At 42.1% G+C, this 16757-nt stretch carries 19 protein-coding genes and 1 pseudogene; 15 read left to right on the top strand and 5 right to left on the bottom strand.

What is annotated here, in order from left to right:
• Window positions 1–2 precede the first annotated feature (2 nt).
• On the top strand, window positions 3–395 hold the full coding sequence (locus tag NOM01_RS10955) for a hypothetical protein (protein WP_255748535.1): 393 nt from the start codon (window positions 3–5) through the stop codon (window positions 393–395).
• Between the two features lie 117 nt (window positions 396–512).
• A complete protein-coding gene (locus tag NOM01_RS10950) occupies window positions 513–1559 on the top strand; it encodes a hypothetical protein (protein ID WP_255748534.1) in 1047 nt (348 codons plus the stop codon).
• Between the two features lie 426 nt (window positions 1560–1985).
• On the opposite strand, the gene NOM01_RS10945 is transcribed toward NOM01_RS10950, so the two are convergent.
• Both NOM01_RS10945 and NOM01_RS10940 read right to left on the bottom strand, forming a co-directional pair.
• On the bottom strand, window positions 1986–2213 hold the full coding sequence (locus tag NOM01_RS10945) for a hypothetical protein (RefSeq protein WP_255748533.1): 228 nt from the start codon (window positions 2211–2213) through the stop codon (window positions 1986–1988).
• A 152-nt stretch (window positions 2214–2365) separates the two neighbouring features.
• Complete coding sequence (locus NOM01_RS10940; RefSeq protein ID WP_255748532.1) at window positions 2366–2686, bottom strand: YolD-like family protein; 321 nt, start codon at window positions 2684–2686, stop codon at window positions 2366–2368.
• Window positions 2687–2766: 80 nt separating this feature from the next.
• On the opposite strand from NOM01_RS10940, the gene NOM01_RS17350 reads away from it, so the two are divergent.
• From NOM01_RS17350 to NOM01_RS10900, 9 genes and pseudogenes are all read left to right on the top strand, one after another.
• A complete protein-coding gene (locus NOM01_RS17350; protein ID WP_483315991.1) occupies window positions 2767–3015 on the top strand; it encodes a WYL domain-containing protein in 249 nt (82 codons plus the stop codon).
• Between the two features lie 100 nt (window positions 3016–3115).
• Window positions 3116–3295 carry a type II toxin-antitoxin system RelB/DinJ family antitoxin gene (locus tag NOM01_RS10935; RefSeq protein ID WP_255748531.1) on the top strand — a complete coding sequence of 60 codons (180 nt, stop codon included), beginning with the start codon at window positions 3116–3118 and terminating at the stop codon, window positions 3293–3295.
• A gap of 209 nt (window positions 3296–3504) precedes the next feature.
• Window positions 3505–3837, top strand: coding sequence for a hypothetical protein (locus NOM01_RS10930; protein WP_255748530.1), 333 nt, complete (start codon window positions 3505–3507; stop codon window positions 3835–3837).
• Between the two features lie 59 nt (window positions 3838–3896).
• A complete protein-coding gene (locus tag NOM01_RS10925; RefSeq protein ID WP_255748529.1) occupies window positions 3897–4868 on the top strand; it encodes a ParM/StbA family protein in 972 nt (323 codons plus the stop codon).
• Entirely contained in the window at window positions 4847–5131 is a 285-nt protein-coding gene (locus tag NOM01_RS10920) for a hypothetical protein (RefSeq protein WP_255748528.1), read from the top strand. Before NOM01_RS10925 ends, NOM01_RS10920 begins: the two co-directional genes overlap by 22 nt.
• Window positions 5132–5247: 116 nt before the next feature.
• A pseudogene (gene rpsI / locus NOM01_RS10915) lies at window positions 5248–5319 on the top strand (30S ribosomal protein S9); the annotation flags it as partial.
• Window positions 5320–5635: 316 nt separating this feature from the next.
• On the top strand, window positions 5636–6190 hold the full coding sequence (locus tag NOM01_RS10910) for a biotin transporter BioY (protein ID WP_255748527.1): 555 nt from the start codon (window positions 5636–5638) through the stop codon (window positions 6188–6190).
• A gap of 17 nt (window positions 6191–6207) precedes the next feature.
• Window positions 6208–7200 carry a biotin synthase BioB gene (bioB, locus tag NOM01_RS10905; RefSeq protein WP_255748526.1) on the top strand — a complete coding sequence of 331 codons (993 nt, stop codon included), beginning with the start codon at window positions 6208–6210 and terminating at the stop codon, window positions 7198–7200.
• Window positions 7201–7674: 474 nt separating this feature from the next.
• The gene (locus NOM01_RS10900) at window positions 7675–8106 is read left to right on the top strand and encodes a DUF2383 domain-containing protein (protein ID WP_255748525.1); all 432 of its coding nucleotides are present in this window, start codon (window positions 7675–7677) and stop codon (window positions 8104–8106) included.
• 68 nt (window positions 8107–8174) lie between these two features.
• Here the strand turns inward: NOM01_RS10900 and NOM01_RS10895 are convergent, their stop codons facing one another.
• Window positions 8175–11543, bottom strand: coding sequence for a hypothetical protein (locus NOM01_RS10895; protein ID WP_255748524.1), 3369 nt, complete (start codon window positions 11541–11543; stop codon window positions 8175–8177).
• A 20-nt stretch (window positions 11544–11563) separates the two neighbouring features.
• Window positions 11564–11887, bottom strand: coding sequence for a hypothetical protein (locus NOM01_RS10890; RefSeq protein ID WP_255748523.1), 324 nt, complete (start codon window positions 11885–11887; stop codon window positions 11564–11566).
• A 213-nt stretch (window positions 11888–12100) separates the two neighbouring features.
• Between NOM01_RS10890 and NOM01_RS10885 the strand changes: the two genes are divergently transcribed.
• From NOM01_RS10885 to gerD, 4 genes are all read left to right on the top strand, one after another.
• Window positions 12101–12535, top strand: coding sequence for a DUF2521 family protein (locus NOM01_RS10885; RefSeq protein WP_255748522.1), 435 nt, complete (start codon window positions 12101–12103; stop codon window positions 12533–12535).
• A gap of 71 nt (window positions 12536–12606) precedes the next feature.
• Window positions 12607–13317 (top strand): N-acetylmuramoyl-L-alanine amidase CwlD, encoded by a 711-nt coding sequence (cwlD, locus tag NOM01_RS10880; protein ID WP_255748521.1) that lies wholly within the window; start codon window positions 12607–12609, stop codon window positions 13315–13317.
• Between the two features lie 84 nt (window positions 13318–13401).
• Window positions 13402–14445, top strand: a complete 1044-nt coding sequence (locus NOM01_RS10875) for an Mrp/NBP35 family ATP-binding protein (RefSeq protein ID WP_255748520.1) — start codon at window positions 13402–13404, stop codon at window positions 14443–14445.
• Window positions 14446–15068: 623 nt separating this feature from the next.
• On the top strand, window positions 15069–15653 hold the full coding sequence (gerD, locus tag NOM01_RS10870) for a spore germination lipoprotein GerD (protein WP_255748519.1): 585 nt from the start codon (window positions 15069–15071) through the stop codon (window positions 15651–15653).
• Here gerD and NOM01_RS10865 read toward each other — a convergent pair.
• The gene (locus tag NOM01_RS10865) at window positions 15650–16402 is read right to left on the bottom strand and encodes a polysaccharide deacetylase family protein (RefSeq protein ID WP_255748518.1); all 753 of its coding nucleotides are present in this window, start codon (window positions 16400–16402) and stop codon (window positions 15650–15652) included. The genes gerD and NOM01_RS10865 overlap by 4 nt on opposite strands.
• Window positions 16403–16757: the final 355 nt, after the last annotated feature.

The following is a 16757-nucleotide window of genomic DNA, read 5'->3' as shown; positions in this document are numbered from 1 at the left end:
TCATGGAAAAAATCATTGAAGATGTACTTGTTGATCTGCTGCAATTGCTTGGTATTGGTGTATTGTCCGTTATTGGCTACTATGTGTACCATTCAGCAACCTATAAAAAATTGGAAAAGCTAGTGCTTATCGCAGAAAAGAAATCACCCGTACTGGAATCTCTGGTCGAGAAGGTCAAAACAGATGCTGAGAAGTTGCTAAGTAGCCAAGAAGCAAAAGATGCGACAGCACAGGCAATTGCTACGGTGCTGCAGAAAAAGGGGCTTCCAGTCACAGAAGATAACGTAAAAAAGGTTATCGATGCGTTGGAAAGCGATCAGGTGGAGGATGCTGCAGTGGAAAATGCAGCTACACCTGGTAGTAATGCTGTTCAGTCTCCAGCACAGAAAGCATGACATAATGATTCATACCCGGCTATGCCGGGATACATGACAATAAAGTATCATTTCACAGTTGCAATTGTCTTTTAGTATGTCAAAATAAAGACATTAAAATAATAGGATGGTGGAACTATGACAAATGAAGAAGAAACAAAAAAAATATCAGAATTTATAAAGAACAACAATATACCTATTGTTCAAGTTGATGAAAACAGAGGATACTGGCTAGTGCGCACACAATCAGGTGAATATCACAATGAATTTTATTTCGACAACTTTGTAGCAATAGACTGGAATGAGTTTTCAGATACTAAACTATTTGAAAAGACTGAAAAGGAAACAGTAGTTGAACTAATACATAAAAAGTATCCTGACAATAAGCAACCAGGCTTAATTTATAATCAAATCAAACGATTTCTATATGAGATGAAAATCGGCGATGTTGTAATGATTCCTAGCGAAAATACATCACATATTTCTTTTGGAATAGTTGATTCTGAGGTATATTTTGACCGAGTAAGCGATACTGCCATTGATGAAGGAAAATGTCCATTTATAAAAAGGCGTAATGTAAAATGGATAAAGACTGTTAATCGTGACAAACTTGATCCTAACTTATACAAAATGATGAATTCGCGACATACAATAAATAATGCCAACGATTATGCTGAATTCATAGACAGGACATTATATTCATTTTATGTTAAGGGAAATAAAGCTCATTTAATTTTAAATATTAAAAAGGATGGTAAGATTCCAGCAATTGGTGTAGCCAGAATGGTGGACTCTATTGTTGATCTAATACCCTACTTAAATGAAATATTACCAGGATCAAATTTTCAAGAAGACGACATTGAAATGAAGGCAACTTTTAATTCACCAGGTATAATTGATTTAGGTGGAATATTCTTATTAATAATGGGAGCGGGAATGGTTCTACATTATATTGTTGGTGGGAAATACGAAGCAGCATTAAAAACCGACGGAAAAAGTATTGATACAAAACTAAAGGGAGAAACAGACGGACTTTTAGAAAAAATATTAAAATTCAAAAAAGAAAACCCGGAAAAAGTAAAAGAATCATCTCAAAACATTGATAAACAGCTAAAGAAGGTTAATGCTGACATTCCTGCTGAGTTAAAGGGCAGTCAACAAACGGCTGATTACGATAACAAGTAATTATTTGTAAGGAGAACTGATTTTAAAAAATTTCCATATTATAAAAAGAGAGTTAGCAATAACAATAGCAATGCATAAAAGAGGGACAGTATTGAATAAATGTAGATCTGTATTAAAAGTAATAAAATAAAGTATTACAATTTGTATGAAACATAATGCTCCAAAAATCATCATGAACGTTCCAGTAATTGAAATATAGTGGAGAAAATTATTTAAAGATACCTTTTTATTCAATCTTTATCCCCCCTTCTTATTAGCATTGTATTTTATGATTTATTATTTGTGATTATTATAGCATTCAAGTGATGCTGATCAATGAATATGAACAACTTTTGAAATTAAAATTTTGAGTCTGCTCAGAGCAGGCTCTTTTTTAAGAGCCGAATATTCCTTTATTAAACATCCATCCAATCCATCTTAATGTTTTTATTTTTGACTATCTCTCCAATCATTAATCACAAGAGCTACAACATCGTTAACCTTAACTCGATCGTTTAACCCAAAATACCAAAGTATAATGTCTTCGTATTCCAGTAAGACTTTTGTAGACAGATATCCTGCTTTTGATTGTTCCGTGTACTCAATAAGCATTCTTTTCTCAAGCTCTACTCTAACAGCATGCAAAAGTCGATATTCGATTTCAGTATGTTTCATCATCATCCCTACTTTCCATTGTTTTCTTCATATATTAAGTAGAGATAACTTCGAAAAATGGTGAGGTAATTAAAGAAATGATGACATAAAAAATACCCATGCTGATGCACAGGGAAGGAGTAGAGGGAATGTATTTAGTATCGTCAGGAAAATTAATAATTAGACTGCTCATTACCACCTAAGTGAACATCAATAACATCCTGAAAATCATACTTCCACTTAATTCCGAAAGAATCATGAACAATCAATTGTTTAGTGATTGGATCAAGTCGAACTGGATAACAAATGGCCTGTTTAATAAAACCATCTTTGTAGTGGCTTAATTCAATGAGTGAATGTTTCTCAATAGCTTCCTGCAGTGTGCGCCCGATCTGTTCCAGCTCATCTTCGTCCAAGATAGGTCGATCAATCTTCTTCTCATTTTCAAGATCCTCTCGAATCCGTGCTATGTGTTCCGGTAACATCATACGCATGCTTTCCCATCTCATGTTGCTTCCATCAGTTAATTTGTTTGTCAAAATTATCACCTCTGTTTGATATTATACACGAACAAATGTTCTTTTTATACTTGATATTAAGAACTTATGTTCGTTATAATAAGGACAACGAGGTGAATATAATGCGATCGGGAGATATCGTAGTGATCATATATCAGTCAAAAAGTGGGCAGTTTAGCAAACGAAGAATCCGGATTATTAACATGGGAGAGACGTATGTAAAAGCATATTGTTATTCTCGTCATCAAGTCAGGACTTTTTCGACAGACCGCATATTCGCCAGCCAACGGATACAAACAGCATAATTATAGAAGATAAACAGCTGATCGGTGGCTGTCTTTTTTTATGATGCTTTGACATATATATTGCATATATATAATATAGTAATTGTGTGGGGGTGATCAATTGGCGGAGCGTATCATGCTCGGAACGACTGTGGATAGCGAATTAAAAAAACAGTTTAAAAAGAAATGTGATGAGATTGGATTGACAATGAGTGAGGCTCTGGACGCAATATTAAAAGCGGTGATATCAGGAAACATTATCTTAGATAAACACATTACTGCTGAACAAAAAGACCAGTAAGCTAAAAGGCAACCCGTCTCCTGGACAGAGATAACGGATTGCCGTAGCACCAAGCCACATAAGGGCCTGACCACTACATTATAACAGGATATGAACCATACGACCAAGAAACCAAAAGACCAGGAGACCCAACGACCCAAAGGCCCTAAGTAAAAAGCGTTCTCTCGCGCGTACGCGCGGGGAATTGAGGGAAAGGGGAGTGGAGTTTTTTGAAAAAGCATGACATCAAATTTAAAATTCCAGCTACTGATAAGCAAAAATTAATGCTTATGGCCATGGATGAAGACCAATCACTCACTGCTTTTTGTTCAAAGCTTGTCCGAACGGAGCTTGTGCGGTACCGCGAATACGAAGGTATTCCTTACCCGGAACAAGGATTAATGGTCCACGTAAAGCTAGAGGAAGATTACTTCAAAATGGTTCAGACATTATCTGCTCAGTGGCTGCTCTCTTACCGAAAAGTTATCCACAGGTTAATCACAAATTATCTAAAAGAACCCAATCCATCGGACGCAATGATCATCTCCTACCATGATTTGTAAGACAATGTCGTTCAATGTCATACATCGTATGACAAAATCACATGAGGAGGCTGTTTTGTATGACAAATGTTAGCATCGATTTGGGTTATGGATGGACAAAAGCACTTGCCAATGGCGATAAGTTTTTTCAACCGTCCGTTATCGGTAATTATCGGCAGCTGATGGAGCAACAGACAAAACAAGGTGATTTAATTTTCACAGAGGGTACAGAGCAATATTTTGTTGGCGACTTAGCATTACGTCAAAGTTATGTTCGTTACACATCCACTGGCGAAGATAAAACAGATACCTGGACAACTGGCGTGTTACTTAAAACCGTTTTGGCCAAACTTGCACCGACCGGTACCGTAAATATAGTTACAGGATTGCCTGTTGATTATTATCTATCGCAACGCGCTGGATTCGAGAAACTGCTTGATACGGTAAACCAATCAGGAAAGTATCAGATTGAAATTGTGGGTCAAGGAACCGTGCATGCAAATCCACTTATTAATAGAAGAAAAATCGTTCCGCAGCCATTTGGTTCAGCAATGGATTACTTGCTAAATGCAGATGGATCGGTGGCTAAAATGGACGCCGCGCGTAAATCAATATTGGTCGTTGACGTCGGATATTACACGCTGGATCTACTCGAGTTAAATGCTATGGAGATTGGCAAGAACAGCAGATCTCCACGCAATCTTGGAGTGGATACAGCCTATAATCTGCTTCACACTTATCTGCTTGAAAATATTGGTCGTGCTCCAGATCGATTTGAATTAGACAAATATGTGCTAGATGGAAATTATGCAGGTTACGATATTCATCCTTTGATCGATAAGTCATTCAAGTCCCTTGCACAGCAAATCCGGTTAGAAATCGATAATCAATCAGAGTTTTACGATCTTTATCTTATTACTGGCGGTTCCGCATCGCTTATCGCTGGGTACTTAAACTTGCCAAATCAGATTGTTCTGGAAGATCCACAGTTTGCGAACTGCAGAGGTTATGCAAAGATCGGAGCTCGTGCATGGCAAAAGACAAATGCATAATTCAGTGTCGACTGCGGTCAGGTAAGGATGATGATCTACGAGACGCGATCGATAAATTGCCAGCAAGCAAAGACAAAAGCGATGTGTTGCGGGATGCGCTCAGGCTATATTTCTTTGATGGCCATAAAAATGAGGATAAGATCATGCCTCCATCAGCTGCAGTTACTATAGATAAAAAAGAAGAGCCTGTCCAGTTACAGAAGGTTCAAGAACCGGAAGACTCTTTATCAGGAAAGCTTGATGATCTGCTTGGGGAGTTTTAATCCGTGACCATGTTTTGACCATATTTTTGTGATTCGTTAAGATTCTTGATGATTATTATTTCCTATTAAAAAGCATAAACATTTGTTTTTTATACTTGATGATTTACACAAATAATGCAGGTTCGAAAGAACGTAAGAAATACGGACTCAAAGGCGCACGTCGCGCACCACAGTTCTCAAAACGCTGATTTGTCAACGTTTCAAGCCCCTTTTCGAGAGATCGAAAGGGGCTTTTTTCATGGCCAAAAACAGCCCCGTGACGATATTTTGACGATATTTAATTTTCTTTTGCATTTTTCATGTAGTCTTCGTACTTTCTGACTTCCTCGATTTTGATTCATTTTTATGCCTTCTCACGTCTGATCGTTTGTCCACTAATAAACACATTAAAATCACTAATGAAATATGCGTATGCAAAATATGTTAACCTTAATTTATTTTGGGTTGACGTATTTAAAAGGTAAACTTAAAATTATATTTTGTTAACGAAAGGAGAATGTGTCTTTGAAAACAAAATCGCTTACTTTAATTTCATTGTTTGTTGCGATGATGATTGCCTTTGGTGCACTGCCTGCCGTCGCTATTCCGTTTATCCCCGTTCCGTTTACTTTTCAGATGATTGGTGTCATGTTGGTCGGCAGTATTCTTGATGCCAAGAAAGGACTTGCGGCTATGCTTGTTTTTACTGCACTTGCGGCTGCCGGTGTTCCGGTATTGTCCGGATACCGTGGCGGTTTGGGTGTTCTGCTCGGACCGACTGGAGGCTACGTACTTGCATGGCCACTTGCTGTATTTGTTATTGGCCTACTTACTGATTACATAAAAATAGAAAAATGGATGGTTTTCGGGCATTACCTCGCGATACTTGTCGGTATTCTGATTATCTATGCAATTGGTGTATCGTGGTTTGCTTTTTATAATCATCTTTCGCTTCTTGCAGTTGCAGAGAGCAACTTAATACTTTTTCTTCTTGACCTTGTTAAGACAGTTCTATGTACTGTGGTCGCTGTTCAACTAAAACAGAGGCTTTCAGTTATAAGAAAATCTAAAGCAGTTTAAAAAAGGATGGTGCACTTTTGAAATGGTATGATTTAGCTCAGAGTATTATTGCCGGTGATGCATGTACAGCAGAAGAAGCACAGCAGATTTTGAATGTTCCCGATGATGAAACATTGGATCTTGTCTGCGGTGCTTACCAATTACGAAAATATTATTTTGGAATGAACATGAAATTGAATTTGATTATTAACGCTAAAAGTGGTCGTTGTGCAGAGAACTGCGGCTATTGCTCACAGTCTATTTATGCGGATACATCGATTAAAGAATATCCGCTTGTTAGTGAGGAGATCATCGTGAACGGTGCCAAACAAGCTTATGAAAATCAAATTGGTACCTACTGCATTGTAATGAGTGGGCGAAAAGCAGCGCCTAGAGAAATACGCGCAGTTTGCTCAGCAGTTGAAAAAATAAAAGAAACAATGCCGACAATGAAAATATGTGCATGTCTCGGCTTGATTAATGAAGAACAGGCAAAAGCACTAAAGAAGGCCGGTGTTGACCGATTTAATCACAACTTGAATACAAGTGCCTCTCATTATAATCAAATTGCAACCACACATCATTACCAGGATCGTGTAGACACCATTGAAGCGGTCAAAAAGGCAAATATTTCTCCATGTTCCGGCATCATTTGCGGAATGGGAGAAACGAATGAAGATATCATTGACATGGCTTTTGCTCTGAGAAAATTGGACGCAGACTCAATTCCGGTGAATTTTCTTAATCCCATTCCGGGAACAGAACTAGAGAATATGCACGAATTGACGCCAAACCGTTGTTTGAAGATTTTAGCGCTTTTTCGTTTTATGAATCCGACAAAAGAAATACGTATCGCCGGCGGTCGTGAAGTGAACCTGCGTTCCTCACAGAATCTTGGACTTTATATTGCAAATTCAATTTTTATTGGAGATTATTTGACAACAGAAGGTCAAAGCAAGTCGAAGGATTATCAAATGATTGAGGATCTCGGCTTTGCAATTGAAGCCAAAACAGTCGAAACCAAAATATAAACATGCAAATGAATGAATCAAACAATTATTTAATAGAAAAATTTTCTGTTTATTGCGGAAAATGATGGAAATAAAAAAGATTGAACCGATAAATTAAGTGATCAAAGAACTTAATCCCCTTGACGGACCTACAATGTAGGCCCTTTTTTTACGTTCAGCCATGGTTAAGCAAAAATTAAGATTTGAAGTGCACAATAATAGATGAAGCTACAACAGCTTCCTCCTTAGGTCCCCCTCGGGGGTCCATTAATTTAAATTTTTAAGTAATTGCTTCCCCCTGTATTACTTTTCTTGGGACTCTGCGGAGTCCTATTTTTTTGCACAACTAGAAACGATAAAATTCAAAGAGTAAGTCTCTAATCAACATGTATGGACGTTATGATCGTTTTTCTCAAATCTCACATATCAGTTAAACGGGTAGACTGATGATTTTGCTTTTCTTGGAAATCCTAAAAGTGAAAGGTGCGATTAATGATGAAAAATGAAGAAATAGCCGCTCTAAATGAACTACTGAAAGGTTTATATATGGGCATCCACGCCTATGATCATTTTATGGAAAAAGCAAAGGATTCTGACCTCAAGCAAAAGTTTCAAACGATCCAGTATGAAATTAGGGAACAGGCACTGCGCATTGTCGAACGCGTGCAGGATCTCGGCGGCACGCCTGTTGAAACTGCCGGTTTAATTGGTGCCTTTCAAGATTATCTCGTCAAATTGAGGGTCCCTAATGAGGACGGTCAAATCATTCAAAAGGCGATTGAAGGCGAGCAGCTTGGTATTGAGATGACCGAAAAGATGGTGCGCGGAGATCTCTCAGCGGAAAGTGAACGGGTCGTCAGGGAAGTGCTGGATCAGGATCGATCGCATGTGGATAAGCTGAGGGCAATGATTGGACAAACCGTGTAAAAAAATTCAGAAGCAGCAAAAAGACGGCTCAGAAATTCAACATGAGCCGTCCATTTTTTTCAAACTAATTAATGCCATGCATTGAGGTAATGCTTGATTTTTTGCATCATTGACTCGCGCGGCGGCAAATTAAGCTTGGCGCGGCGGAGCTTATCCTGTCTGGTCCACTCAGCGATACTGGCGATGGCGATCAGCACGAATCCGCCGATGACTAGATAAAACCACCAAGGCAGCTCGATCCACATATGGCGCCGGTTATACAGCAAGCTTATAATGAGCGCAACGATGCTCGTGAAGAAGTAGGACTTATATTTTAAAAGAAATCCGATGCTCGTGCCGACTAATGCCACAATAGCGAAGGTGAGCAGGGCTCCTGTCTCGCCGATTGTAAGCGCAAGCAGCATCAGGCGTAGATAAATAACGGCAACCGCAATCCATTCAATGCGCAGAGCATAGAGACTTGTGCTCCATAGTTTGCGGCAGGACAGTGAGACAATGATCAAAAAGAGCGCGGCAAGCAGTACATGATTCATAAAAGGAAAGAGTGGACTCTTTTGCAGAATAATCGCTGCCGGCCAAAGTAAAGCGATCAGCGCTCCGTTCATCCATATTTTCCGTTCTAAAAGGTGCACACTGCGGTACGCGTTCAATGCGCCATATATGACCACAAGACAAGCAGCGGTCAGCTTTCCAAAATAAAGGTTGTGCGCGGCCATGTACCCGTAAAAAGCGAACAGATAGGCAAAAGCCGTGATGAGTTCATAATTAAGTGAAAAATTATTTTTCTTAATAAAGGGTTTCTGCTGCCAGAGTGAAATGGTGAGCAGAACCAGTGAAGCACTGAGAAAGCTTGCAGTTTTAATTGCAAAAGGTGCATGCACAAGATTCAGCCAAATCAGAAGGGAGAGCAGCATCATGGGTACAATGCTCAGGCTCTGCAGACGATAAACGTAAAGGAATACAAGCAGTCCGAGTGAGGCACAAATGCCAATTAAGGTAATGATGACGCCTGAGAGATCCCAAGTTGTGCGAACGGCGACCAGTGCTGTGAATGCTAAAAGACAGAAAACGGTCGGATGCAGGACGCAGCGCCATGATTCCTTGCTAAAAACCCAACACAACGTTGCAACGAGTGTGGTCAGTGCCAGCGAATAGACCGCGTCTTGTGTGATCGGCAGAAGATCCTGAAGCCGCGAGCCCCAAAGGAAAATGAGCAGGAGAACAATGTTGCTGAATACATAACGTTCAACAATTTTAACCGCATGCCAGGCAAACCATACAAATCCGCCAAGCGGAATGATCATCCAGTAGAATGGATCAAGAAAGGCAGTTGGCACGGCGAGACCAAGAAAAACAAGTGTCGGATAAAAGGCAGTCCGTTTCCATGAGCTGTTTGCTTTAATATAAAACAAGTATAAAATCACGGCTGTAACGGAAACACATTGCCAGAAGCTTATTCCGGTCATGGACCAGAAAACTTGAATATTTTCAAACAGCCCGAGGACAAGGATGGCAGAGCAGCAAAAGCTGATCAGCCGAGCTGTCGCGTTTTTCGTTTTGAAGCAATAGAACATATAACCTCCTGCTGCCAGGAGCGACACCACAGGAAAAGCTGGCGCTTCAAAAAAGCTGTTCCAAGTGAGTAAGACGCCGAAAAGCATAAGTATATGTGTCAGCCAATAATAAATGGGTCCGGCAATCGTCAGCTTTTTTTGATTAAGTAGGTAGCATGCTGCTACAGCCGTGAGCGCCGCTGCTTCCAGGTAGAGTACAAGCCCTGTAACCTGAACGCCATGGCTTGCAAGCAGCCAAACCGGATAAAACAGGGCGGCTCCGGCAAGTAGTCCATGCAATGCCGCCCATAAATCGTTAGGGTTGCGCATCAGGAGTACGGCAGAAATCAGCACGCCGTAAATGAGGATAACGAGACCTGAAACAGTTGGTCCTGACGCAATTTCATTAAACATAAACAGAAGCGAAAGCAGGTAATAAACACCGCTTGTATAAAGGATGGTCATCCGGTAGGCGCGGTTGTACGTGCGTGCGAGCAGGTGAGCCGCGAGCAGTACGGTACTCGCAGATACTAGTTGGATATCGTAGTGCCAATGCTCAGGGAAAAGGATAAGCAGTACAAGCCCGAATACAGCGGATTGAGTATGCCCAGCGATCTTTGCGCTCAGATCCGTACGTAGTAAGCTGGTCAGCAGCATGAGTGCCCAGACGATCAACGCCCAGGTCAGCCACTCCCATTTGTCAAAAATCGCATAGCTCGCGATCAAGCTGAGCAGCATGAAACTTGCGGTGACAATCGGAATCGCCGACTGATAACTTGACATGAAGCGTGCTGTCCTTTTATAGAGGAAAAGCCCTGTATAAAGCACAATACTGAGAATCATCACGCAGCGAAGTTCAGTCGCAAAAGAACTTTTAAAGATAATGCAGGCGTCAAAGACGAGCGTATAAGCAGCAAACAATGCAGCGTAAGGAAACCATGTCTTCGGATGCCGCCAGGTCAAATAGACGAGAATGCCGAAAATAACGGCAAGGCAGAGCGGAGACAAAAAGTAACTCATGCTGTTCGGCTCAATAGCAATTTTGAAATACGTGATGAACGGAATCATGATGCAGAACAAGCAGCAGGCGGCAGCGCTTAAATGCTGGTAAACGCGAGCCCAGAGCGGATCTGCGAATCGCTGAATGCCAAATTCCGAAAGACCGGTATAGAAAATAAGCAGAACGGTCCATAAAATGATCGACAGTGAATAATTGTGAGTAAACAGTATCGTTTGTTGAAAAGTCAAAGCGCAAAAAAACAAATAACCGGCATGGTAGCCCTTGGACAATCCTTTATAAACGCACCAGAGAAATGCGCAAGACACAAGTAGGGTTACGATCGCATACACGGTTGCTGGACGCCAGAAGGCTAAAGCGAGCAGAGCATTCGCCGCAACAAGAACTTGCGTAAACAGTTGGTCGTACTTCAGTGTGTAGTGAAAAAAGCGGGACTGTCTCACGCGCTGCAAGAAGTAAGGTGCGGCGAGCCATATAAGACTAAACAGGTTAATGAGCACTTGCCATGCAGTTACTTGATGGGTCATGAAGTAGGTGCCGAAGCACAGTGCGGCGTAGCTGAATAAAAGTGACAGGCCTTCAAAGAGGCGGGACGCAAAACGCCGGGCAATCCAATGATAGAGCAGAACAAAGAGCAGGGATGAGACAAAGCCGAGAAGCGATGCACCGTTACCATGAAGAGCGAAATAGGTGCCGAAAAGCTGATAATAGGAAGCACAGACAAGCACAATAGGAAGAAAGAGCGCAGATAATGTAGTGAACGCGAAGGCTGTTTGACGGATGTGAAGCTTTCGCGCAATGAAGCTCATTACAGAAAAGACAATGGAAACAGAAAGAATGGCCAGCATCTTCACCCAAGCACTCATCGTACCCCAGTTCGTTGTTGCTAAAATGAATCCGCCGAGAAGAAGAAATGAAACACCAGAATCAGCACCAGCGTCAAATTTTTTTCGCGAAGATGCTCGCGGGTCAGCCTTTTCTTCGGCTGCTTGGGGACGTGTGCCGCTTTGCTTTTGCGGGCGTCTAACGGCTTTGGCTTTTCACTCAGCAGTTTTTTCGGCTGCGCGGGCGGCACTTTGGGTGCCTCGTTTATGTGCGCGATATAGCGTGTATAGACGGTGCGGAGACGTGACGCCTCGGCTTTGGTCAGATAACCGCCTTGCAGCATTCCTTCGATCTCGTCGAAAAATAGTCGGGTTCGATCAGTCAAGCACAATCACCTCCGGATTACTTCTCCATATTTAATTTTTCTTAACATAAGTATCAGTTTTTCATAAGACCGCGTCAATGCTTCAGAAGCAAACATTTTTCGTACTGTTTATGCTTCCACCACTTTCCTTATGGGCGGAAGCAGCATGGAAAAAGCTGTTACGGTTGATCGAAGCTCTCTTGCCTGATGATAAAGAGGGAAGGAGGAGCGATCATGGGTGTTGTCATGGATTTTAAAGAGAAACTGCGTCATAAACAGCTCGATTCAGAACGCCGGGCGCTTCAAGATTTATCGTTTTCTAAAATTGAACAGGCGGTGCAGGATTATTTTGACCGTTATTTAGTACTTGTCCCTGCGGCCGCAAAAACCGGCAAAGAAATGTGCGCAGAATACGCACTTGAGAGCTTCTTGCTGGGTTCTTCGATGGGACGCTTCGGCTTTTATGGGGAAGAAAAAATCGAAGCATTCAAACGAAGCAAAATTGAATTTTATGCCCTTTATGACGACTTTTATGATTTCTGGCTTTTCTGGGGAGCAGATCAGCAATCACTTGATGACCTGCAGGATACTTGTCGCAAATACTTATTCAACTGGTGGTCAGAGGGATTTGATGCCTCGCTGAAACGTTGGCGTCTCAAGCTTCACTAATCCGCGCATAATCGCAGGCTTTGTCCATATATATGAGATAGAGACAGGCTTGCATGTGTGGGGGGATTGGCGTGAGACGCAGATGGTTATTTTGGGGATGCATGGTTGTAGTGCTCGGCTTTGTGACACTGGCCGGTGTCAAATGGCTGGTAAGCTGGCATACGAGTCAGAATTGGCATACACCGCTCGCGGGGCGGGTTATTGTCATTGATGCAGGGCACGGCGGACCGGACGGAGGCGCGGTGGGCGGAAGTACTGAAGAAAAGGATATTACGCTTAAAATTGCACAGGATGTGCGCAATTACTTACAGGAAATGGGTGCTGTTGTAATGATGACCCGGGATAAAGACATGGATTTAGCGGATGACAATTATGAAGGGCGGCATAAAAGGCAGGATCTCGTGCGTCGGGCAGAACTTATTAATAAAACGCATCCGGATGCGTTTGTCAGTGTTCATCTTAATGCGATTCCAATGCCAAGCCTGCATGGTGCGCAAACCTTTTACCACCCGAAATTCAGCGAGAACCGCAAGCTCGCTCTGTTCATTCAGGATTCCTTGAAACGCAATCTCGGCAATACAAATCGGTACGCGAAACCAATCAGCCATGTCTATCTGCTGAAAAAGGCGGAGGCACCGTCCGCGCTCGTTGAGGTAGGATTTCTCTCGAATGCCCAGGAGCGTGCGCTGCTCGTACAACGTGATTATCAAAAACAAGCGGCAGCTTCCATTAGCCAAGGCGTCATGCGTTATTTCACAAATGAAAAGGTCCCTTCTGATTAAGGCATAAGTGTTCAATTACTGGGTTTTTGGTACCCGGATTGGTATACTGAAAATACATGCATTAGGGGAAGGGTTGGTGAGAAAATGATTAAACAACAGCAGGTTTTGGACGTGCTGAAAACCGTCCAGGACCCCTTTTTACATAAAAATCTTTTGGAAACGCAGGCATTAAAGAAATTAACGATCGAGGATGATCACGTTCGTCTGGACATTGCTCTTGCTAAGCACGATCAAGTGAAACAGATGCAAATTCAGGTCGAACTTTCTTCAAAAATTAAAGAGCAAGGCGCAAATGCGGTAAGCGTTCGTTTTGCGGTGCTCAGCGATGAAGAAATCAAACAGTTGGGCGGTTTTCCCGTTGATCTGCCAACACTGCTTTCACCCGGAGTGAAAACAGAGTTTATCGCTGTAGCGAGCGGCAAGGGCGGTGTCGGAAAATCCACGGTTTCCGTCAATCTCGCGCTTGCGCTTGCACGGCAGGGAAAGAAGGTCGGTTTGCTGGATGCCGATATTTACGGCTTCAGTGTGCCGGACATGATGGGCATTGAGAAGCGTCCGGCGATAAAAAATGACCGGATTATCCCGGTTGAGCGGTTCGGAATCAAAATCATCTCCATGGGCTTCTTTGTTGAAAATAATTCCCCAGTGATTTGGCGCGGTCCAATGCTCGGAAAAATGCTGAATAATTTCTTTAATGATGTATACTGGGGCGATCTTGATTATTTGGTACTCGATCTGCCGCCGGGAACCGGTGATGTGGCTATGGACATTCACAGCAAATTGCCGCATTCAAAAGAGATTATTGTCACCACGCCGCATCCGACCGCTGCATTTGTCGCGGCGCGTGCAGGGGCTATGGCGGCTCACACCAAGCATGAAATTCTCGGTGTTGTTGAAAACATGGCGTATTATCAAAGCAAAAAGACCGGGGAGATTGATTATGTCTTCGGCAAAGGCGGCGGCGACAAGCTCAGCGATCTACTGCACACCGATCTTCTCGGCCGAGTGCCGCTCACGCAGCCGAAGCCGAAAGAGGGAATGTTCGCTCCGGGCGTCTATTTTGAAGACGATCCGATCGCGCCGGTGTATAACGACATTGCAAAAAAGGTTATCAGTAAATTATCTTGATTTAAAACAAATCACCCCGGTCATTGGATGCTGGCATCCTAGATCCGGGGCTTTTTATTTGCCGCAGCCGTGTTTAAAGATGAAAACATGTTCACACCCTATCTTTCTCGATCATAGACGGATGATACGCAATAAGCCCGTAAGATTTGCTGACATCTGGACTTGTAACGAATCGTGGAAAGGTGGTAACGAAATCACAAAAAGTTGAAACGAACAAAGTTCAGTAATTATGCGGTTGGCTTTCGCTTTTATCGAATTGGTTTTAACTTTCTGGTTTCGCTTTAACTTTTGATGGATTAGCTTTAAGTTTACCGCCGTTTACTTTCACTTTTATAGGTTTGGCTTTAACCTTCTGGTTTCGCTTTAACTTTTGATGGATTAGCTTTAAATTTTCTGCTGTTCGCCTTCACTTTTCTCGCTTTCACCTTAACTTGCACTGTTTGTTGTCCTTCATGCGCTTTTATACACTTCGCAATCACTCCCTAACTATGCAAAATCCTACCTAATCCAAACAGTTCGATATTACCTTTTAATCATGTGATTGAATCCGAATTACCTGAATAAAAAAGTGCGGTTCACACATATTAAAGCAGGGACATTGTTGGTTAGGGAGGATCGCATTTATGGCTAGAGTACTATCATTGATCATGTGTACCGCTATGCTCGTCAGCTTGGCAGGCTGCGGAAACGGGCAAAAACCGCCAACCTATCAGGAAAATAAAAAAATGGTTTTGGATCTGCTCAAAACGGATGACGGTAAAGACACGATTAGGGATCTATTGAAGGACAGTGAAATGAGACAAGCCATTGTACTGGATGATCCGATTGTTCGCAAAACAGTGGTACAGACACTCACGACTGAGCAAGGGCAAAAATTATGGCGGCAACTATTTAACGATCCGGACTTCTCTGAACAGCTGGCAAAGACCATGGAGAGCGAAAATGAGAAATTATTAAAACAGATGATGAAGGATCCAGGGTATCAAGGCATGATGATGGATATTCTGAAAACACCTGAAATGCAGCAGCAGTACTTGAGTCTTCTTAAAACTAAGCCGTTTCGCGGACAAATCGAGCAGACCATTGGCGAACTTATGGCGACTCCTCTCTATAAAAAGCGGCTTGCTGATGCGATCATCGCGGCTTTAAAGAAGGAACAGGAAAAGTCGGAAAGCCAACAAAGTTCAGAAAGTCAGGAAAATCCTTAATCCATCAACTTGCTTTTTGACTGCGTATCAGAAATAAGACTCTTCACTGTGACAAATTGATACCCTCTGTTTTCAAGTTCTCTTATAATAAGTGGCAATGCACGATCCGTTCCCTTTGCCGAGTCCGAAGCATGGAGCTTAATAATGTCTCCTTTACCGGTTTTGCGTAAGACGCGGCTGACGATGACTTTATAACCTGGATTTTTTTCATCACGAGGATTCACACTCCAAAGCACCACCTGCTGATTTAGACTGCCGGCCGTACTCAATGTCTCTTTATTTGTCTTTCCGAAAGGCGGCCGAATCATGTTTGGGCGTTCGCCAAGTGTTTTATAAATAGCCTCACGCCCAAACAGGATGTCTGAGCGGACACGAGACGTGTCCAATTGCGTGTAATCTTCATGCCGCATTCCGTGGGATTCAACCTCATGACCGTTTCGTGCCATACTGCGAACAAGGCTCGGATGCCGTTCGGCCCATTCTCCGGAAATGAAGAAGGTCGCTTTTACATGTTCTTTATTAAGGGTCTTCAGAATCAGTGGGAGCTGCTGATCTCCCCAATTAATGTCGAATGTCAGAGCCAGATGCTTCTGATCAGTCTCAACTTTTGAGAGCGCTCCGGTTGATTGAATCGGTGTAAACACATCCGTCTCTTGTTTTTGAACGAATAAAATCAGCGCCGCAAAGAAGGCGGCAATAATAATCAGCATGATGTTCTTTATACGTTTGCCGTTGATGATCCAAAGCATGAGTGGTCCACCTCGTTCGAATGTTTGTACCATTGTATGGGCAAGCTCTGGTGAATATGCGGACGGCCTTTATATACAGAAAGAATAAAAAAACTGTTGACATTTTCTTTATAGCTGGTAAAATAAATTTTGTTGTCTTTCCGAAATAATGATTTGATGCGATCGAGTGATCAAAATTAAATTTAAAAAAGGGTTGACAATGAATAGTTAAGAAGATATAATTGTTTAGGTCGTCTGATAGAGACGATGAAGAATGTTCCTTGAAAACTGAACAAAAGCCAAGCGTGATATAAGGGTTTTAAACCCCATAATCAATTCAATTTTGCTATGGATCTTATGAACGAAAAAGCAAGGT

Source organism: Sporolactobacillus sp. STSJ-5, from assembly GCF_024385605.1.
Classification (GTDB): Bacteria; Bacillota; Bacilli; order Bacillales; family Sporolactobacillaceae; genus Sporolactobacillus.
This window is presented reverse-complemented; position numbering and strand designations above follow the sequence as displayed.